Annotated in this window: 20 protein-coding genes and 1 riboswitch; of the genes, 15 read left to right on the forward strand and 5 right to left on the reverse strand. The window is 55.3% G+C overall.

The window, feature by feature from the left end:
- The 8 genes from GTO89_RS11110 to GTO89_RS11145 form a co-directional block, all read left to right on the forward strand.
- Positions 1–605 (forward strand): hypothetical protein (locus GTO89_RS11110; RefSeq protein ID WP_161262168.1); only part of this gene is annotated, 605 nt, incomplete at its 5' end.
- A complete protein-coding gene (locus GTO89_RS11115) occupies positions 602–1,711 on the forward strand; it encodes a PRC-barrel domain-containing protein (RefSeq protein WP_161262169.1) in 1,110 nt (369 codons plus the stop codon). The genes GTO89_RS11110 and GTO89_RS11115, both read left to right, overlap by 4 nt.
- A gap of 325 nt (positions 1,712–2,036) precedes the next feature.
- Positions 2,037–2,318, forward strand: coding sequence for a DUF503 domain-containing protein (locus GTO89_RS11120; RefSeq protein ID WP_161262170.1), 282 nt, complete (start codon positions 2,037–2,039; stop codon positions 2,316–2,318).
- A 142-nt stretch (positions 2,319–2,460) separates the two neighbouring features.
- Complete coding sequence (locus tag GTO89_RS11125; RefSeq protein WP_161262171.1) at positions 2,461–2,838, forward strand: hypothetical protein; 378 nt, start codon at positions 2,461–2,463, stop codon at positions 2,836–2,838.
- A 289-nt stretch (positions 2,839–3,127) separates the two neighbouring features.
- Positions 3,128–3,592 (forward strand): C-GCAxxG-C-C family protein, encoded by a 465-nt coding sequence (locus GTO89_RS11130; RefSeq protein ID WP_161262172.1) that lies wholly within the window; start codon positions 3,128–3,130, stop codon positions 3,590–3,592.
- Between the two features lie 298 nt (positions 3,593–3,890).
- Positions 3,891–4,340 carry a GNAT family N-acetyltransferase gene (locus tag GTO89_RS11135; RefSeq protein ID WP_161262173.1) on the forward strand — a complete coding sequence of 150 codons (450 nt, stop codon included), beginning with the start codon at positions 3,891–3,893 and terminating at the stop codon, positions 4,338–4,340.
- 175 nt (positions 4,341–4,515) lie between these two features.
- Positions 4,516–4,944 (forward strand): GNAT family N-acetyltransferase, encoded by a 429-nt coding sequence (locus GTO89_RS11140; protein ID WP_161262174.1) that lies wholly within the window; start codon positions 4,516–4,518, stop codon positions 4,942–4,944.
- Between the two features lie 640 nt (positions 4,945–5,584).
- Positions 5,585–6,367 (forward strand): hypothetical protein, encoded by a 783-nt coding sequence (locus GTO89_RS11145; RefSeq protein ID WP_161262175.1) that lies wholly within the window; start codon positions 5,585–5,587, stop codon positions 6,365–6,367.
- A 58-nt stretch (positions 6,368–6,425) separates the two neighbouring features.
- Here the strand turns inward: GTO89_RS11145 and GTO89_RS11150 are convergent, their stop codons facing one another.
- Both GTO89_RS11150 and GTO89_RS11155 read right to left on the reverse strand, forming a co-directional pair.
- Positions 6,426–6,812 carry a hypothetical protein gene (locus GTO89_RS11150; RefSeq protein ID WP_161262176.1) on the reverse strand — a complete coding sequence of 129 codons (387 nt, stop codon included), beginning with the start codon at positions 6,810–6,812 and terminating at the stop codon, positions 6,426–6,428.
- Positions 6,813–7,275: 463 nt separating this feature from the next.
- The gene (locus tag GTO89_RS11155; RefSeq protein WP_161262177.1) at positions 7,276–9,201 is read right to left on the reverse strand and encodes an aconitate hydratase; all 1,926 of its coding nucleotides are present in this window, start codon (positions 9,199–9,201) and stop codon (positions 7,276–7,278) included.
- 273 nt (positions 9,202–9,474) lie between these two features.
- Between GTO89_RS11155 and GTO89_RS11160 the strand changes: the two genes are divergently transcribed.
- The 4 genes from GTO89_RS11160 to GTO89_RS11175 all read left to right on the forward strand — a co-directional run bounded on the left by GTO89_RS11160 (position 9,475) and on the right by GTO89_RS11175 (position 13,293).
- Positions 9,475–10,233 (forward strand): Ig-like domain-containing protein, encoded by a 759-nt coding sequence (locus GTO89_RS11160; RefSeq protein WP_161262178.1) that lies wholly within the window; start codon positions 9,475–9,477, stop codon positions 10,231–10,233.
- Positions 10,234–10,563: 330 nt separating this feature from the next.
- A complete protein-coding gene (gene trmL, locus GTO89_RS11165) occupies positions 10,564–11,025 on the forward strand; it encodes a tRNA (uridine(34)/cytosine(34)/5-carboxymethylaminomethyluridine(34)-2'-O)-methyltransferase TrmL (RefSeq protein ID WP_161262179.1) in 462 nt (153 codons plus the stop codon).
- Between the two features lie 101 nt (positions 11,026–11,126).
- Entirely contained in the window at positions 11,127–12,227 is a 1,101-nt protein-coding gene (locus GTO89_RS11170; RefSeq protein WP_161262180.1) for a 6-phosphofructokinase, read from the forward strand.
- A gap of 211 nt (positions 12,228–12,438) precedes the next feature.
- Complete coding sequence (locus GTO89_RS11175) at positions 12,439–13,293, forward strand: MTAP family purine nucleoside phosphorylase (RefSeq protein WP_161262181.1); 855 nt, start codon at positions 12,439–12,441, stop codon at positions 13,291–13,293.
- Here GTO89_RS11175 and GTO89_RS17845 read toward each other — a convergent pair.
- The gene (locus tag GTO89_RS17845) at positions 13,290–14,036 is read right to left on the reverse strand and encodes a VanW family protein (protein ID WP_161262182.1); all 747 of its coding nucleotides are present in this window, start codon (positions 14,034–14,036) and stop codon (positions 13,290–13,292) included. The genes GTO89_RS11175 and GTO89_RS17845 overlap by 4 nt on opposite strands.
- Before the next feature lie 115 nt (positions 14,037–14,151).
- Here GTO89_RS17845 and GTO89_RS11185 point away from each other — a divergent pair, with 115 nt between their 5' ends.
- Positions 14,152–14,463 (forward strand): hypothetical protein, encoded by a 312-nt coding sequence (locus tag GTO89_RS11185; RefSeq protein ID WP_161262183.1) that lies wholly within the window; start codon positions 14,152–14,154, stop codon positions 14,461–14,463.
- A gap of 261 nt (positions 14,464–14,724) precedes the next feature.
- Here the strand turns inward: GTO89_RS11185 and GTO89_RS11190 are convergent, their stop codons facing one another.
- A complete protein-coding gene (locus GTO89_RS11190) occupies positions 14,725–15,648 on the reverse strand; it encodes a ComEC/Rec2 family competence protein (protein ID WP_235920417.1) in 924 nt (307 codons plus the stop codon).
- A 127-nt stretch (positions 15,649–15,775) separates the two neighbouring features.
- Positions 15,776–16,723 carry a DUF3344 domain-containing protein gene (locus tag GTO89_RS11195; protein WP_161262184.1) on the reverse strand — a complete coding sequence of 316 codons (948 nt, stop codon included), beginning with the start codon at positions 16,721–16,723 and terminating at the stop codon, positions 15,776–15,778.
- A gap of 229 nt (positions 16,724–16,952) precedes the next feature.
- Positions 16,953–17,074, forward strand: a riboswitch (SAM riboswitch).
- Between the two features lie 101 nt (positions 17,075–17,175).
- Between GTO89_RS11195 and GTO89_RS11200 the strand changes: the two genes are divergently transcribed.
- Together GTO89_RS11200 and metX are read left to right on the forward strand one after the other, a co-directional pair.
- Positions 17,176–18,471, forward strand: a complete 1,296-nt coding sequence (locus GTO89_RS11200; RefSeq protein ID WP_161262185.1) for a homocysteine synthase — start codon at positions 17,176–17,178, stop codon at positions 18,469–18,471.
- A 15-nt stretch (positions 18,472–18,486) separates the two neighbouring features.
- Positions 18,487–19,662, forward strand: coding sequence for a homoserine O-acetyltransferase MetX (gene metX / locus GTO89_RS11205; protein ID WP_161262186.1), 1,176 nt, complete (start codon positions 18,487–18,489; stop codon positions 19,660–19,662).
- The last annotated feature ends 26 nt before the right edge of the window (positions 19,663–19,688 follow it).

The raw sequence follows: 19,688 nt of genomic DNA on the forward strand, positions 1-19,688 counted from the left end.
AAGCGGTCACTCTTGTTCCCTCTGAAGAGCCCCTTTCTTTGATAGATGAACCATTATGTCTTGAAAATTCTGTCGATGACGAATACGATAATACTGTAACACCGGTAAATGAAAGCGTTGAAACAACGGAGGATTCTGCCGAACCAGAACCGAAAGTTGTTACAGCACTGAAAGTCATTGATGACCGGGAAGAAAGCGGGATGGGGATGATCGTTGCAATAAATACGGTCAACAATCCGGACTTGACGAACTCGGCGCCACCGGAACCTTCAGTACCGTCGAAACTCGACTTCGGACAACTGATGGAAGAGGCATTCCGACGGAAAACGCACGGCGATCTACAGGGCACCCTGGAGATTTTCCAGCAAATCACCTGTTCCGGGATCAGCATGGAGGATGAGATATTTATCATCCTCGAAATGTGCGCCATTTACGAACTGATGGAAAGACCGGATGAGGCTTACCATCAAATCACGACATACTGGGGAAAATATCAGGGGAATTTGCCCGCACCTATCCTTGCGGAGATTGAAAACTACCTAAAAACGTATCGTGCGCCGCGAATGGCTGACGAACGAAATGGTATAAGGAGGACGGCTGTGTGACCAAGAGCCAGAATATCATCGGTTTGGCTATCATCAGCATTAACGATGGCCGTGAGCTCGGTTTGGTTCGTGACCTGATCATCAATCCTGACCAGGGATCCGTAGAATACCTGATGGTGGAGAACGAGTCCTGGTATTTGGGAGCGCAGGTCATTCCCTTCGAACGTCTCCAAGGGGTCGGCGAAGACGCCGTAACCATTGAGAGCGAAGAAGCCTTGCAACGCTTGACCGAAATGGCCGATGTTCAGGGGCTGATCCAGCGCCAGGTCAAGGTCAAAGGAACAAAGGTGCTCACCAAACGGGGCCGCCGCATCGGCATCGTCAACGAATACTTTGTCGATGTCTCTTCCGGCAAAATCACCGGGTGTCTGCTCATGCCCTCCCGGCAACAACTGGCAGCACGTATCATTCCGGCGGAGAGTGTGGTCACCTATGGCCGCGACGTGCTGATCGTCGTGGAAGATATGGACGAAGCGAAGCTGGTAGAATACAAGGGTGATGACGAGGACACCGTTGTGGCTGCGCCAGCCGCTCCGGCTGCTCCTGCTCCCGCTCCCGCTCAGGTGATATCCATTTCCCCGGCAGCCGTCTCGCCGGCGACTCCCGTTGCCGCTCCCGAATCGGCTCCGGCGCCCGCTCCGGTTGCGGCTGCGTCGGAAACGGCTTCCTCCATCGCATATACACCGGTGGAAGACCGCGAACCGCTGCCGCCTGTCAAGGAGCCCCTTGTCGAAAAAGAACCGGCGCTGCGGTTGATTGAAGACTTATCCGTCAGCCCCCAAGCGGTCGAGGCCGATATGGATCCGGTAGCCCGTCTTCTTGAAGAAGAGGACAAGCCAAAAGAAGCGGAACCCTTCGCCTTCCCTGCTCTGGAGAAAAAAGAAGTGGGCGAAGTGAAGCCTGAAGGCGGCGACGGACAGGAACGGGGCGCCCTCTTCGGCCAAATGCAGCACAAGTACTACGTGGGCAAGGTGCTCACCAAGACGATCACCAACAACTTAGGTGAAGTGGTTGCTGAAGATGGCGACATCATCACCGAAGAGATGATCGAGAAAGTCCGTCAATCCGGTAAGTATCTGGAAATGATCATGAACGTCAAAGACTAGCCTGCCTTTCGCCAGCTTTTCCCCTCGCGAGAAAGGCAAAGGGAAGCCAGCGCATAGGACGGAAGAACAACGGTGAGACAGTGGGACAGACACAACAGAAACGTAAATCAACGCGGGCGGTTGCTTCTCAATGGAGCATATCGCCCGTTTTTTTCACATCTTGAGGGGTCCGGCGTCCCTCTTTCACGTCTTCCCGGTGTGCCTGTCCAGGGAACGCTTTTCGGGGGTGGTCCGGCGAGCCTGTTTGCCGCGATAAAAAGGGATTATAATAAAAACCGATGGCTCCGTAGCACTTGGAAAGATGGAAAGGTCAGGTGACGCAAAGATGTCTGTTGGCTACAGCGAAGTAAGCCTACATATCCATGGCGTCGATTCCTTGAAAGGGAAACGCCGGGTCTTGAAAAGCATCATCGAGCGGCTGCGGGGCAAGTTCAACATCTCTGTGGCAGAGGTCGATCAACATGACCTCTGGCAGGCATCGGTCATCGGCTTGGCCATCGTCAGCAATGACCGCACCCATATCCGCCAGGTTCTCGACGCGGCGGTGAGGCAAATCGAGGGCTCGGGCGAGGTGGATGTCGTTGCTGTCGATACAGAGATTATGTAACGACCGGCGCTCACGACCCGACAAGAGATCCTCATGAGTCATGAGGCGCATTGAGAGAGTAAGGAATTGAAAAAATTTGCTGGCAAAGGATTGAGCGCGATGCCCTGCTTGCGGTAAAATGCAAAATAAAGGGGTTTTTTCGATGCTTTTGGATCTTCTCGAGAAAAGCAGTGAAGCCATTGCCCAGTTGTTGGCGCAGCATCAGCAAGGGGATGTGGTCAATCATGAAGCCACCGATGGCGGCACGACCAAGTTTGTCTTGTCCCTCCCTAAAACAGCCCAGTTGTACCTGGCTGAGTCGTTGACACAGACACTGGCCAAGGGGGTCGCGTCAGAATCGGGAACGGTGACCAGCCTGCTTAGCGCCACCTTTCCCACGATGCCCAGTGTTGTCTTGAACCTGGCTGCGCAGGTGATCGTCGCTTTAGGCCAGAAGATTGCTGATGAATCGAAGGGCCAAGGCATCATCATCACCCTCTACCTGTCGCCGTTGCAATCTCCGTCAATTGCGCCCCAATAACCGGTAGCGCCCAGACGCCTCGTGTTAGGCGGAAAAGCAAAGTATGTAGGACAAGGGAAATATACATAGGAGTGAAGACCCCCGCTGTTCTCCTGTTTTCGGAGGCAGTGGGGCTCTTTTTTGGGGTTGTGCAGGATCTTTTTTTCTTCCGTTACGTTTTTTTTCATGATACAGTGAGAATAACGATCCTGAAGGACTGCCTTTTCGGATGATCGCGCAGAGTCGGATTGGAAGCATGCCATTTGCCATCGCAACATATTTTGAGAGAACAAAAGGGGAAGAGATCACCATGGACAAGCCGGAAAAAGCAGCAACGATTTTTCAAGAAGGATACAACTGCGCCCAGGCCGTGATCGGCGCCTTTGCCCTCGATTGTGGCATCGATGAGGTGACGGCGAAAAAAATGGCGGCCGCCTTTGGCGGAGGCATCGCCCGGACCGGCGAGACCTGTGGCGCTGTCACCGGGGCGATGATGGCCATCGGGCTTCGCTACGGTCAAACCTGCGGCAGTGACAGTGAGAGGAAAGAAAAAACCTATGAGCAGGTCCATGAGTTCCTGCAGCGCTTCCAGGCGCGCAACGGCCTTCTTCGCTGCAAGGAACTGCTTGGCTGCGACGTGAGCACGCCGGAGGGGCGCCAACAGGCGAAGGACGGCGATTATCACAACACGCGCTGCCCGAAGTTTGTGCGCGATTCTGCGGAGATCTTGGAATCGCTTCTTGAGGAAGGGCGCTTGCGGGACAGTCAGAATTAAAAAGAGAAGTAAGAATGAGAAGAAAAAAGAGTCGGCGATTTACGTTTCCTCGCGCTTTTTTTGCCTTTTAAATGCTTCCGTAATATCGGAAGCGTTTTTTTTATGGGTTATCGTCGAGAACAACGGCGAAGAAAACGGTAACCTGACAGAGCAAAAGAGAAGGAACGGCAGAACATGCTTTTTCCTTTAACCGTAGGATAAGAATGGGCAGTTTTTTCTCCGTCGACCACCCACCTTCGCAAGCGTCATGGGCGGACGGAATCCAGCCGGCAGAAGATGCGCAGGGAGGTTGACCTCCGTGAAGATTCGTAAAGGCAATCGCAAGGATATCCCCGTCCTAGCGAAATTGATCGCTTCCTTGGAACCCTGGGCAGCCTACGGGGTCAATTATGAGCGAGCCAAATATATCCTAACCAATATGCGTGATCAGATCTATGTCGCTGAGCAAGAGGGGAAAATGGTCGGTTTTATCACACTGCGGGGGTACGGGATGGGGGAGTTTGGCGCTTACATTCGGATGTTGGCCGTTAAAGAAGCCTATAAGCGTCAGGGAATCGGCAAGGCGCTGATGAACTACGCCTGTAAAGTCCTCAAACCCTATGGCCGCAACGTTTTTTGCGTCTGCAACGTGAAGAATCAAGCCGCCTGCGCCTTTGTGGAGTCCTACGGGTTTTTGCGGGTGGGGATCATGGAAGACCTTTATCAAAAAGGGTATGATGAAGCGCTCTACCGGAAAACGATTCCGTAAGCAAATAAGAGGAAAAGAGTTGGGGAAAGAAGCTCGCCGATGGGCTCCAGGGTTCTGCGCAAGAACAAGGGAGCCTTTTGTTTTGCATGAATTAGGATTGGCAGGGATATGCAGAGAAGGAAGAGAAAAAGAGAAGGAGATTTTGATCGAAAAAGCCGGAAAGGTGGCATCTGAGATGGCAGTTTACGAAGTGATTGATAAGCTCACCGGTAAACAGATAGAGGAGGCCTATCACCTGTGCAAGCAAGAGTGGTGGGGGAAGGAGCGCAAGCTCGACGAGTTTCAAAAAGCCGTTCACCACTCCAGTGTCGTTCTGGCCTTTCGCGAAGTGGAAACAGAGAAAATCATCGCCTTTGCCCGGGTGATCACTGACTTTACCTATAAGGCGATGCTGATCGACATCGTCGTCGCCGAGCATTACCGAAAAAACGGATTGGGTCGTGAGATGATGGAGCGGATCGTCCACCATCCCGAACTGGAATCGGTGTCTATCTTTGAACTCTTCTGTGCGCCGGAACTGACGCCCTTTTATGAGAAGTGGGGATTTGTTGAGCGGTTGGGGAAGGTTACCTGTATGCGGAGGAGATTGGAGCAAAAAATATAAATATCGTCTTTGATTTACCCTTTTGTTCTATCTTAGGGATGGACTGGAAAGTAGAATTATGCTAGCTTAAGTGTGAGAGCCATAAAGAGGACCGCTATTTTTTGGGTTTTGCTGCGCGAGCGACGATGGTCGGCAGAAAACCCGGGGGTCGCTCGATCCGATAAAATCAAGGGTTTGCGGGTGATCGAGTGGTTACGTGCGGGTTCGTTTGGGAGCAATAGTGGCCTCGCTCGCAAACGGCGGCGCGAGGCCTTGTGGGACAAGGGGGAGAGAGGGGCGCAGTCTCAGAAGAGGTTAATTCCCGTAGGGAATTGAAATAGAATTCAGTCAGTACGCCATTCCACTCTTCGCCTTTATACGTCTCAGAAGAGGTTAATTCCCGTAGGGAATTGAAATGCGGATGCGCGGCACGTTCTCGATCATAATCACGCTGTCTCAGAAGAGGTTAATTCCCGTAGGGAATTGAAATACTAGACGATACCCGCGTCGAAACCCACCAAATCGACCCTTCGCGAATTTAATTTGCTCCGAGCGGGAAGGGACACGTAGTGGGCGTAATATAAAAATCAAGCCACCTGAAAAAAACAGTATTTCAAAAGAAAGATGCATAAATTTATTTTTTGGAAAAGGGGGCTGTATTATGGGAGCCACGGGCAAATTATTGGGAACGATGATAAGTATGGTTTTATTATTAACGTCAACAAATCCGGTTTCCGCTGAGACAATCAACGACATTAAAATAGTTTTATATGGAGAAGAATTAAAAACAAACGATTTTTCTATAAATAAAGATACGAATACTATTTATATCAAAAAGAAAAAAACAGTATTAGGAGAGACTGCTGATAAAAAAATATTATTGTACTCAGAAACACAGGGGAACGGAAATTTTTACGGAATAACATTAGAAGATAGTACCAATAAGAACAGAAAATATTTTGAGTGGAGTAATATTTGCAATGCTACTTGGTTTCCCAGTATTACAAAAACAGATTTAAACAACGATAATAAAGAAGAATTGGTAATTATATTAACAAAAGCTCATGGAACAGAATGTCACGAGGAAGAAATTCATATTATAAATCCTGAAAATTTTGAGGAATTCCAAATCGAACCATTTGATAATATAGAAAAAGATATAGTGTTTAATAAAAGTGAAGATAATAATCAAATTAAATATAGTATTTGTTTCAAAGGTAAAGAAATTTTGGTGCAAAAAAACAAAACCGAATTTAAGGGTGTTGAATTTTTTGACAATATCAAACTTAATAGTATTGTTAAGTTTGATGTAAAAAACAATACTTTAACAGCCACTTTACCTTTGCAAATTTCCCCTCAAATCTTTATTGGGGAAATTAAATTAACATATAAATTTGAGAAAAACAAATTCATTCCGCATGTTTATTCGTTTAATAAATACTAGTATTAACGAGAATTTGAGTATTCAAATAAAAAAAGACGGGTAACCGTCCTTTTTTTTGTTAATTTATCTCTTGATATACGTCTATAACCTTTACCTCCTTGCTTCTTTTATTCCTGACAAATATAACACCACTTAACTCCAGAGTGTAATCATCCTTTTTCATAATGCTAATCTGCCTTCCTGATAATTCATAATTTGATTGTCCATTTATAACAACATCCGTGGAACCGTTTATTACTTCGATAATTCTATCAAAGAAACAACGCGCAGTACAATGAATTGTAATAATATCTTCATACTCTCTTTCTGGTTCGATTGGTATATCTGCGAAAAATGATCGATAATTATAATCACCTAATGCATAAGCAGAGTCGCCGCCAATTAATAATAACGCAACAGTTAAAATAACTTTTAATGCGGCGTTTTTCGCCATATTACCAACCATCCAACCCTCATCTCCCTTTATAATCTCGTCTCTTATTTTACCATATTAAATTTATATTTCCAAACAAAAATATGCACTGGAGCCGCATAAGTCCAGTGAAAAGGAAGGTGAAGACTTGAAAGTGAGTTCGCAGAATAGATTCGCGCCCCGTTTTTATAAGAGGTCGGTCGGGAACATCCCAAATATTGAGTTTGCTTCGGTGAAGATCCATTGCTATTTTATTACCTTTTGGCAGGCGCTTAGAAGCGGCTTAATCTGGGCAGACTGTAATTGCATACAAAACCTTTCTTCCTTCGGTTGTTTTTTGATCAAACCAAGTGTTGGAAGAATCGCGGGTTTCTATGCAGCCCGGTGGCTCAGGCTACCGGTTTTTTTCTCCCCCAACATACCCGAAAAAACGAAACGCCCCTTAGGTCATCAATCATCCGACCGAAGGGGCGTTTCCATCTTAATGCGAGAAAGCTTACGCCTGTTCCCGCGTGTAATTCAGCAATCCACCCGCCTTGATGATCGCCACTTGGCGCGGTGTCAAATCAGGACGGACGAGGAAGGTTTCACCAGTGGTTGCGTTGCGGACCTCCAAGGTTTCGCTCACGCCCAGTTTAGCCGACAAATCGGCGATCTCCAGACAATCGCCCTGGCTGACTTTGGCGATGTCGGCCTCATCGGCGAAGGTGAGGGGCAGGATGCCGAAGTTGATCAGGTTGGCCCGGTGGATGCGGGCGAAGGACTGGGTGATGACGGCCTTGATGCCCAGGTACATAGGCGCCAGAGCAGCGTGTTCCCGCGACGAGCCTTGGCCGTAGTTCTGGCCGCCGACGATGAAGCCTTGGCCGGCTGCTTTGGCCCGCTCGGCAAAGGTGGCGTCGACGCCGGCGAAGACGTGCTGGCTGATGGCTGGGATGTTGGAGCGCAGCGGCAGGATCTTGGCGCCGGCCGGCATGATGTGATCGGTGGTGATGTTGTCGCCCACCTTGAGGATCACGCCGGCTTGCAGGCATTCCGGTAGGGGCTGGTTGATCGGCAGGGGCTTGATGTTCGGTCCGCGCAGGACTTCCACTGCGGCGGGGTCGGCGGCCGGTTCGAGAACCATGCGGTCATCGATGAGGAACTGCTCCGGCATGACCACGTCGATGGCGTCACCCAGTTCGCGGGGATCGGTGAGGACGCCGGTCAGGGCGGCGGCGGCGGCCACCTCTGGGCTGGACAGGTAGATGGAGGCGTCCTTGGTGCCGCTGCGGCCTTCAAAGTTCCGGTTGAAGGTCCGCACGGAAACGGCGCCCGAGTTGGGCGACTGGCCCATGCCGATGCAGGGGCCGCAGGCCGATTCGAGGATGCGGGCGCCGGCGGCGATCAGATCGCCCAGGGCGCCGTTGCGGGCGAGCATCTCGAAGACCTGGCGACTGCCGGGAGCGATGCCGAGGCTGACCGTCGGATGAACCGTCTTGCCTTTCAAAATGCCGGCGACACGCATGAGGTCTGTGTAGGAGGAGTTGGTGCAGGAGCCGATCAGAACCTGGTCGACCTTGATGGGGCCCACTTCGCGGACCGTCTTGACGATATCGGGCATATGGGGGCAGGCGACGGCCGGTTCGAGAGCCGACAGGTCGATGGTCAGCGTTTCTTCATAGACAGCATCGGCGTCAGGGCCGAGTTTGACCCAGGCGTCTTCACGGCCTTGCGCTTTCAAGAAGGCTTTCGTCACTTCATCAGAAGGGAAGACGGAGGTGGTGGCGCCCAGTTCAGCGCCCATGTTGGTGATGGTGGCCCGCTCGGGAACAGAGAGGCTGGCGACACCGGGGCCGCAGTATTCCACGATCTTGCCGACGCCGCCCTTGACGGAGAGCAGGCGCAGGACTTCCAGGATGACGTCCTTGGCCGAGACCCAGGGGGAGAGCTTGCCCACCAGGTTGATGCCGACCACTTTCGGGCAGGTCAGGTAGAAGGGGCCGCCGCCCATGGCGACCGCCACATCGAGGCCGCCGGCGCCGATGGCGATCATGCCGATGCCGCCGCCCGTCGGGGTGTGCGAGTCAGAGCCGAGCAGGGTCTTGCCGGGGACGCCGAAGCGCTCCAGGTGGACCTGGTGGCAGATGCCGTTGCCGGGGCGGGAGAAGCGGATGCCGTGCTTGGCCGCCACCGTCTGCAGGAAGCGGTGGTCGTCGGCGTTTTCGAAGCCGCTTTGCAAGGTGTTATGGTCGACGTACGAGACGGAGAGTTCGGTCTTGACGCGAGGAACACCCATGGCTTCAAACTGCAGGTACGCCATGGTGCCCGTGGCGTCCTGAGTCAGGGTCTGGTCGATGCGAATGGCGATCTCTTTGCCGGGGATCAGTTCCCCTTCGATCAAATGGGCGGTGAGGATTTTCTGCACAAGGTTTTTGCCCACGGATTTCCCTCCTCTAAAGTGCTCAGTCACTGCTTCTCTGGGTTGGTGAGCGACGCGAGAAAAATATCTGATGACGACGCTGTTGTCGCAGTGTCCGTTACAGTAGGAAAGTATAGCATTGGAAAGCCTTTGTGGACAAGGCGCTTCGGTCGTGTATCCACTATACATGAAGACCGTTGGCCCCTTGTGTTTTTGGAGAAAAAGAAGGATTTTTTAAAATATTGTCAAATAAAACATGGTAATTCCAAGAGGAGGTATGTAGGAGGTATGTCGATGCGCAATAAGAAAATCACTCGTGTTATTTCGTGGCTTTCCATGGTGCTTTTCCTCTTTTCCATCGCTCCCCAGTGGGCGTTCGCGTCCACGAAGAGCGCTGACAGCAAGAAAAAACTGACGGTTTCGTCCAGTGATCCGGCGGACAGCGCCGTCGTCACCGATCTTTCCAAACCCATCGTGATTCGCTTTAACAAAGAGATCCGGGCGGGCAAAAACTACGACAAGATAACCATCAAGCGCAAAGATAAAGCGGTCACGATCAAACAAAAAACCATCAAGGCAGATACCCTGACCCTAACGCCCAAAGAATCTTACACCCGGGGGGCCGAGTATACCGTACAGATTCCGAGTAAGTCGGTCATCGGCGTGAACGGTCAGGAACTGCAAAAAGCCGAAGAGTTCACCTTTAAGACATCGAAGAGCACAGACACGAAAAGCCTCTCGGTCCTCAAAACCGATCCGGCCGATGAAAAGACCAATGTGTCAAGAAACGCTTCGGTTACGGTCACCTTTAGCAAACCCGTCGTCAAAGGCGACACCTTTGCCAAGATTTCGATGACAAACCGTTCGGGTAAATCGATCTCTTTCGACGCGAAGGTCAGTGGTTCCAAGGTCATCCTTACGCCGAAAAGCCGGTTGGCGGCCAATACAACATACACCGTTGCGCTGCCTGCCAAATCAGTGAAGGATGAAGAGGGCAACGAATTAAAAAAGACATACGATTTTATCTTTGTAACGGAAAAGACCAGAAAATAGCTCTCAAGGACATTCAGCGATCTTTCCTTGAACGTATCGCCGTTCAGCAGGGAGGTCGCTTTTTTATCGGCTTCTTTTCCTTCTAACTTTCGATAAAAGCGTCGCACCGTGGAGACCATTGTAGGAGGTCGAGCGAGATTTTTGAAGTTTGAACCAAAGCGCCGGACTTACGATTTTGGTTCAAACCATCGTGACCGGAGAATATAACAACAAGGAACGAGCCTCCCGTCAGCGGTAGGAAGGATTTTTCTCAAAACGGGGAGAACTGTTACCAAGTCCCATAGGGCTACTTTTTGCCAATTTACCAAAGCAGATGGAGTGTCGACAACATTGTTTCACATCGTACTGGTAGAACCGGAGATCCCCCCGAACACGGGCAATGTGGCCCGCCTTTGCGCCGGCACGGGCTGCGAACTGCACCTGATCCGACCGCTCGGATTTTCCATCGATGACAAGCAACTCAAACGGGCCGGGTTGGATTACTGGCACCTGGTCAAGGTCCATGTCCACGACAGTTGGGCGGCCTTTATCGAAACACACCGGCAGGCGAACCTCTTCTTTTTGAGCACGAAAGGGAAGAAGGCCTACCATGAGTTTCACTTCCGGCCCGGTGATTTTCTCGTTTTCGGCAAGGAGACGAAGGGCTTGCCTGAGGCGATCCTGAACGAATGGCCCGAGCGGGTAACGCGCATCCCGCTGGCAGCCGATGCCCGCTCGTTGAACCTGTCCAATGCCGTCGCGGTCGTCGTCTTCGAGGGATTGCGGCAGAACGGCTTTGCCGGGCTTCTGTAACCCTCCGCGCCATCTGAGCATGGCCGGGGGAATGGCGGGCCGGTGACGGCGCAGGCGGAAGCGGCCCAGCGGTTCGGGGATACGGGAATGAAGAAAGGGGTATGTGGATGCAAGGCCAGATCAAGCGCATCGGCGTGCTGACCGGCGGCGGTGATTGTCCGGGGCTGAACGCCGTCATCCGCGCCGTAGTTAAAACGGCCATTCGGCGCTACGACCTGGAGGTTGTCGGCATTATCGACGGTTTTCATGGTCTCGTCAACGACGTGATGGAGCCGCTCACGGAGTCGAGCGTCTCCGGCATCCTGCACCGGGGCGGCACCATCCTGGGCACGACCAACCGGGACAACCCGTTTCGTTACGCCGTCGAAAAGGACGGCCAGTTGACCTTTGAGGACCGCTCGGAACAATGCATCGCCAACATGAAAAAGCGGGACATCGACGCCCTTGTCATCATTGGCGGTGATGGCAGCCTGTCCATCGCCCTTGAATTTTACAAAAAAGGCATTCCTGTCGTCGGTGTGCCCAAGACGATCGACAACGACCTCTCGGCCACCGATGTCACCTTCGGCTTCGACTCGGCCGTCACCACGGCCACCGAGGCCCTCGACAAGCTCCACACCACGGCCGAGTCCCACCACCGGATCATGATCCTCGAGGTCATGGGCCGCTATGCCGGCTGGATCGCCCTTTACTCGGGCTTGGCCGGCGGGGCGGATGTGATCCTGATCCCCGAGATTCCCTTTGACCTGGGCAAGGTCTGTGAACATATCCGCGCCCGGGCCGACCGGGGCCGCAAGTTTTCCATCGTCGTCATCGCCGAAGGGGCCAAGGAGATCGGCGGCGAGATGGTCGTGCAGAAGCTGGTCGCCCAGAGCCATGATCCGGTCCGGCTCGGCGGCGTCGGCCATGTGATGGCCCAGAAGCTTGAGATGTGCACCGGCATGGAGACGCGCGTCACCATCCTCGGCCACGTCCAACGGGGCGGTTCGCCGACGGCGCAGGACCGCATCCTGAGCACCCGCTACGGTTCTGCCGCCGTTGACGCGATCATGAGCGGCCAATTCGGCAAGATGGTGGCACTGCGGACGCCGAAAATCCTGCCGGTGCCCCTCGAAGAGGCGGTCGGAACGGCCAAGCAGGTCAAACCGGACGGACAGATCGTCCAGGCGGCTGAGTCGGTGGGGATCTCCTTCGGAGTGTGATCCGCCCTTGACCTGCCCCTGAGGCTCTTAAAAAGGCCAGCACATCGATGTCGCCCGGACAGTCTTTACCGGACAGTCTCTCGTGAAAAAAAGCGACGCAAAAACAGCGCAAGCCGGGCTTCTGCCCGGCTCTTTGCCTTGCCCCCATAGTTCGGCGGGCCCTCGGTAACACTGTAGAACAAATTGCACATGGCGATGGAGGTTTTTGTCCATGCATTCTCCCGCATCGATCCCTGCCGCTTCATTTGCCATTATCGGCGGTTCCAGCACCAATTCGCTCCGCTTCCCGGAAGCGTTGCAGGCGCCGGGGCTCACGGTTCTGGAGAAATATCCGGGCTGGGAGACGCCCTTTGGCCCCAGCCCCGCCTTCGTCTACTTTGAATTAAAAGGGAAGCGCGCCCTGACCTGCATGATGCACGGCTGGCGTCCCGGCGTCAAGCGGGCCGACGCCTCGCGGCAGATCTTCTGGGTCTTTCAACAGGCCGGCGTGAAACAGATCCTCTCCGAGGGCGGTGTCGGCGCGATCAACGAACTGCTGCGGCCGCGCGACCTGGTCATCCCCCACGATTACATCGACTTTTCCATGCGCAAGGATGTCGATCTGGGCACGCCCACCCTCTGCGTGATGCGACAACCCTTCTGTCCGGTCCTCCGTCGCGCCTTTATTGAGGCGGCGGAGACGCTCCCCGGAAAAGGGCGTGTCTTTGACCGCTCCAACTATGTCGTCACCGACGGCCGTCATTTCGAAAGCCCGGCAGAGGTGCGCTTTTTCCGCATCGCCGGCGGCGATGTCATCGGCCAGAGTGTGGCGCCGGAGGTCTACCTGGCTCGGGAGATTGGCGCCTGTTACGCTCGCCTGGAACTGGTGGTCAACTACGCCGAAGGGGTGATCACCGACTGGTCTCACCAGGAGTTGAAGGACATCTTTTTTGAAGAAGCGGAACCGGCGGCGCGGCGATTGCTTATGGCGCTCGACGCGTTGCCGGAGAAACAGGGGGAGGGCCATCTCGGCTGCGAATGCGCCACCCTGCGCAAGACGACATTGCTTCGCGAGCGGAATACCTAATTCACCGCCCGCCAGAAGCGAAGCCCCATCCCGTCGGGTGTCTTTTGTTTTTCGACGGCCAGCAGGGCGTCGCCGTTACGGAACTTATAATCCATGACACCGTAATAGACGGTGGCGTCGCCGCCCGGTTCCACATAGGGCGCTTGGCGGGTGTGACGGTGGCGTTCAAGCACCGTTAGACCGCTTGCCTCGTCGGCATGGACGACAGCCTGGTGGACGATGGTGGAAGAGAAGCAGATGCCGCCGCCCATCTCGGTCACGTACTGATTGCCTACCAGGACTTTGCCGAGGCCGAAACCGTTTTTGGCCTCGCGGGGTCCCACGGCCTGGTTGAAGGAAAAGACCTCATGGGGTTTCAGCACCAGCCCATCGATGCGATCAAGGGCGACCGAGGCGTTTTGTCCGCCGGCTACGCTCACATTGGCCATGGAGAGCAGCACATCAGAAGCGAGTCGCCACGAGGGGACGGCGATTTCGGCGTCAGCTGCCGTCGTTAAGGCCTCGGTGATCCGATCCAGTCCGCCGTCGCGGAGCCGGATGTGACTGGGGAGCGAATCGGCGAAGAGAACAGCGGCCGTGCGGGCCTGAACCGGATCTTTCGACGGGAGGTAGGTCCATGCGCCGGCGTCGACGCCGGCGATTTCTTTTCCGGGGATGAAGGCAAAGGTCTCCTCGCCGATATGCAGGGTGATCGTTCCTCCCTGGGGAACCGGCGCGACGGGCGGGGCGACGGTCGGCGACACAGGGGGTAGAGTGGACGGATCGGGCGGAACGTTTGGTACGTTTGGAAGAACGTTTGGAAGAACGTTTGGAACGTTTGGAACGTTCGGAAGGCTCGGAACGTTCGGAGATGTCGAAGTGACCGGAGCGACCGAAGCCGGTACGGGCGGTGTCAAAGGAGTCGCTGTCGTTGGATCCGGCGTTGGCGTTGGTGCAGTCGTTAGAGTCATCGGCGTCGTCGGCGTTGGAGCCATCAGCGCTGCTGTGGTGGAAGGGTTCTTCAGGGCGTCTGTGGCGGCTGTGACGGGCAATGTTGGCAGGGGCGCCGGCGATGATGTTCCCGCGCCAACGCTGGTCGTCGCCGCTGGCGTAGAAGAAGCGCTGAGCGCAGGGGGCTGTGTCGAGGCGCTTGACGCCGCCGCTGCCGTTTCACTGCCGGAAAAAGCATAAATAAGGGCCAGGGTTAACAAGCAGGACCGAAGGGAACCTTTCAGAGAACCACCTCCCTATCATTGGACCAACGGAAGAGCACAAGAGCATTTCAAAAAAATGGAAAAATTAACCTACTGTACCTTTTTATTCTCCAGGTATTCAAAATAGAAGTGAGAAACAAAAAAAGAGCCGGGACTGCATCCCGACTCAAAAAAATCACCTGTCTGCTTCGTTTCCCGACACGGGGGACGCAGACAGGTGACGCTATTCGACTCTCGGTTATTGTTTCTCCGGTTGGAAGGTGACCTTCTCTCCGTCACAGGTCGCCACAACCGTTCCGTTTTTGTCGGCTCGGAAAACCTGCACGTTGGCTTTGGCGAGTTTGTCGAGGGTTTTCTTGTGGGGGTGCCCGTAATCGTTGCCCTCACCGACAGGGATAAAGGCGTATTTGGGCGATACCGCTTTGAGGAAGGGGGGAGATGTGGAGCTGGTGCTGCCGTGGTGACCGACTTTCAACACATCGGCTCTCAGGTCGTACCCGCGGGCCACCATCTCGCCTTCCGATACAGACTCGGCGTCACCGGTCAGCAGGAAGGAGACCTTGCCATAGGTGACCTTGAGGACGGCGCTGTAATCGTTCAAATCTTCGTAGTTCGTTCCGTTCGGCGCGACGAAGAGGCCGTCGAAATCGGGAACGTCCAGTTTTAGGCCGCCTTTTGCTTCCACACGCTTGGCGCCGCTCTCCTTGACGGCGTTTAGGAAATACTCAAAGGTTTTCGTCGTCGTCGTCGCCTTGGGCATGTACACCTGGCCGACAGGAAAGCTCTTGAGGACCTTATCCAGCCCGCCGATGTGATCCTCATGGGGGTGAGTGGCCACGATGGCCGCCACTTCTTTCACCCCTTGTTGCTTCAGGTAATTGACGACCTTCCATCCATCGTCCACATTGCCGCCGTCGATGAGAACGAAACGACCGCCGGGGGACTGCAGCAGGATGGAGTCGGCCTGTCCCACGTCGATGAAATGAACTTTGAGCTGGCCCTGGGCAGCCGGTTGGGCCGCAGTGGATTGTTTTGTCGTGGCGGTAGACGAACCGCCTGAATTGGCTCCATTGGTGCTCGGTGACGGTTTTGAGCAGCCGGACAGGGTCAGAGCGAGGGCCAGCAAGAACAGAAAGAGCGGTTTCAGCCATCGATTGCGCAACAGAAGGCCTCCTTTTATTTGGGTACATGAATGATTCCACGGTGATCGGCCATTCCCTTCAAGCGATTTGGGCGAGATAAAAAAGAAGCCGGCCGGGCAAGCCGGCCAGCGGGGGGAGGGGCGTGCGTCATTCCGCCGCCAGGTCGGAAGGTTTGAAGCCTCTTGCCGGCGGCGCCGTGACGGCAAAGACCTGGGCGATATAGGTCAGGGCGTCGCCGCCGCCGCTGATGCCTCGAATCGCCGCTTCCACGCTCGTATCGCCGATGTTCACGAGGGAAGTCACGTCAACGGTCAGCGTGTCCCAGAGGCCGTCTTGGGCAAAGCCAGGCAGGGAGGTTCCGTCGGCGCCGTTGAAGGCGTCCTGCGGTTTAAGCGACGAACCCGGTCCGGCGACGATGGTTCCGTTGAACAGCGCCTTGTCGTCGGCAAAACGCGCCTGACCATCGGCGACGACGTAGGTTGTCTGGGCCTGCACGGGAGGACCGTAGACCTCGAAGTTTTGCAGCGTCGTGGACACCGTATCGGCGACAAAAGTCTGGGCGCCGTCATTGATGACGACGGTCGTGCGCGGGAATGTAGGGTTTTGGAAGATCACGACGAGCGACGCGCCCTCCATAAGCGGGAACGCCGTCGACGCGTCTTGCGGCGGTGTGGCGTCGCCTAAGCCGGAGGGGAAGTCGGTGAGGACATTCGCGCCCGCTACGGCGATTCCGGTCACATCGGCCCGGAAGGCGTCAATGAAACCGCTTCCGTCCGGCCAAAGGGGATCGCCGGAGGTGTAGCGCACGTCGGCAGTGATGGCAGTTCCGTTGAGGGTGCCCGTATCGGGTACAGGCGGGTCGCCGGTCCCGCGGATCACGGCCCAGTAGAGGAAGGCTTTTAGAATCGTCGAGCCTGCCGGCAGGGTGATGTTGATCGTGCCAAAACCACGGTTGCGCATGCCGACGCCGGCGGCCACATAGTTCCCGCGCAGCGTATGGTTGTAAAACTCGGTCAGCGGCACTTGGGGACCGAGAACAGCCTGAATTTGTATGGGCGACTTTTCGCCTGCAACCTCTCGTCCGCCGTAATACAATGCAAATTCCCCCTTTTTTTCAAACAGGGTGTGTATCCATAATTAGCCTATTTACGCTCCGGCTCATTTGTTACCATCGCCGCGCCGACGGAACCAAGGAAGGCCCCTTTTTGTCCGATGTTTCCGTAAATTTTCTGTTGCTTTTTATTTTTTCAATTGACGGAAAAGGTCGTCACAGGTACAATAACTCCAAGCGCTTGCCCTATTCGGGCGAGCGGACAATTGAAGACACTCATCCAGAGAGGTGGAGGGAAAGGGCCCGATGAAACCCGGCAACCCGTCGCGACAGTGGGAACTGATGCGACATGGTGCCAATTCCTTCAGGACGGAGACCGTCCTGGCAGATGAGGCGGATAGAAGTATACCCCCTGCGTCTGCGCAGGGGGTTTTTGTATCCTTTCTCGCTTGAAGGTCATTCCTATGCAATCAATAGAGAAGAAGGGAGCACAGTCATGACAGAGAAAAAATGGCGCTTTGACACGATCGCCCTCCACGAAGGACATGTGCCTGATCAGGACACCCTTTCGCGGGCCGTTCCCATCTACCAGACCACATCCTATGTGTTTCGTGACGTGGAGCATGCGGCGAACCTCTTTGCCTTGAAAGAGCCCGGTCATATTTATACCCGCATCGACAACCCCACGACCGACGTGCTGGAAAAACGGCTCGCCGCCCTGGACGGCGGTGTCGGCGCGCTGGCCCTTTCGTCCGGTCAGTCGGCCATCACCCTGTCGATCCTGAACATATGCTCCACCGGCGACGAGGTTGTCGCTTCCACCAGCCTCTATGGCGGCACCTACAACCTGTTCACCCATACGTTGCCGCGGCTTGGCGTCAAGATCCGCTTCGTCGACCCCTCCGATCCGGAAAACTTCCGGGCTGCCATCAACGAAAAGACGAAGGCCCTCTATGGCGAGATCATCGGCAACCCCAAGTGTGACGTTCTGGACATCGAGGCCGTCGCCAACATCGCCCATGAGGCCGGCATCCCTCTCATCGTCGACAACACCTTCGGCACGCCGGCCCTCTGCCGGCCCATCGATTTTGGCGCCGATGTCGTCGTCTACTCGGCCACCAAGTTCATCGGCGGCCACGGCACCTCCATCGGCGGCGTTATCGTCGATTCGGGCAAGTTTGATTGGGCCCAGAACGACAAGTTCCCCGCCTTTACCCAGCCCGATCCGAGCTACCATGGCATCGTTTACGCCAAGGATGTGGGTGCGCCGGCTTATATCGTCAAAGCGCGGGTGCAGTTGTTGCGCGACTTGGGCAACTGCATCAGCCCCTTCAACTCCTTCCTCTTGCTCCACGGCGTGGAGACCCTCTCCCTGCGGATGGAGCGCCATGTGAGCAACACCCGCCGCATCGTCGACTTTTTGGCCAACCACCCCCTGGTCAGTTGGGTCTCCTACCCCGAGCGCTGCGACCACGGTTCCTGCGCGCTCGCGAAAAAGTACCTGCCCAAGGGAGCCGGCGCCATCTTCACCTTCGGGATCAAAGGCGGCGTGGAAGCGGGACGGCGTTTCATCGACAGCCTGAAAATCTTCTCCCACCTGGCCAATGTGGGTGACGCCAAGTCCCTGGTGATCCACCCGGCGTCGACGACCCACAGCCAACTCTCCGAGGAGGCCTTGCGCGCCGCCGGCGTCAGCCCCGATCTGGTGCGCCTCTCCATCGGCCTGGAAGATCCGGATGATTTGATTGAAGACCTCGATCAGGCGCTGCGGGCCGCCGAAGGCCGGGCATAAAAAGGCGGGATCCGAATGAGCACTGGGGCCGTTGTCAACCGGGGTTTGGCGGACAGCCGCGAAGGGCTCGTCCAACCCCAAACGTTTACCTTCGCCGAGGGGTCCGATGCCTTTGTGCTGGAATCGGGCAGCCGGCTCGGCCCCATCACGGTGGCCTATGAGACCTACGGCGTTCTGAACAGGGAACGCTCCAACGCCATCTTGATCACCCACGCCTTGACGGGCGACCATCACGCCGCCGGCAAGCATCACCCCGCCGAGAAGGCGCCCGGTTGGTGGGACGATCTGATCGGGCCGGGCAAGTCTTTTGACACGAACCGTTTTTTCATCATCTGTTCCAATGTGCTCGGCGGCTGCCGCGGCACGACCGGCCCGGCCAGCGTCAACCCGGCCACCGGCAAGCCCTACGGGATGGACTTTCCCGTCTACACTGTGCGGGATATGGTGCGGGTGCAAAAGGCGCTCGTCAATCACCTGGGCATCGAGCGGCTGCTCCTCGTCGCCGGCGGTTCCATGGGGGGCATGCAGGTGCTGGAGTGGGGCGTCAACTACCCGGAGATGATGGATGGCCTGCTGCCCATCGCAACGGCCGGTCGCACGACAGCCATGGGCATCGCCTTCAACGAGATCATGCGCCGGACGATCATGCTCGATCCAGCATGGAATGGCGGCGATTACGCGCCCGGGAAGGGACCGGCCGCCGGTCTCGCCATCGCCCGGATGCTCGGCATGGTCACCTACCGCACCGACGAACTCTTCACGGCCCGTTTCGGCCGGCGGATGACCGATAACCAGGCCAGGGCATACTATGATTTTGACAACCGCTTCGAGATCGAGAGCTACCTGCACTATCAGGGCGACAAACTGGTCCAACGCTTTGACGCCAACAGCTACATCTACCTCTGTAAAGCCATGGACCTGCTCGATGTGGGCCGCGGGCGCGGCGGTTTTGAGAAGGCGCTGGCCTCCATCGCCGCCCGGACCTTGTTCATCGGTGTCGATTCGGACTGGCTGTACCCGCCCGTCTACATGATCGAGATGACGGAGATCATGCAAAAAGCCGGCTGTGCGGCCGACTACTGGGAACTGAAAAGCCCCCACGGCCACGACGCCTTTCTGATCGAGTTTGAACGGATGCGCCCTGTCGTTGCGACCTTTGTCAACGAGATCGCTGCCTTGAGACGATTATAAGAGGGCGCCGGCAGCATCCCACATGA

Source organism: Heliomicrobium gestii (genome assembly GCF_009877435.1).
GTDB lineage: Bacteria > Bacillota > Desulfitobacteriia > Heliobacteriales > Heliobacteriaceae > Heliomicrobium > Heliomicrobium gestii.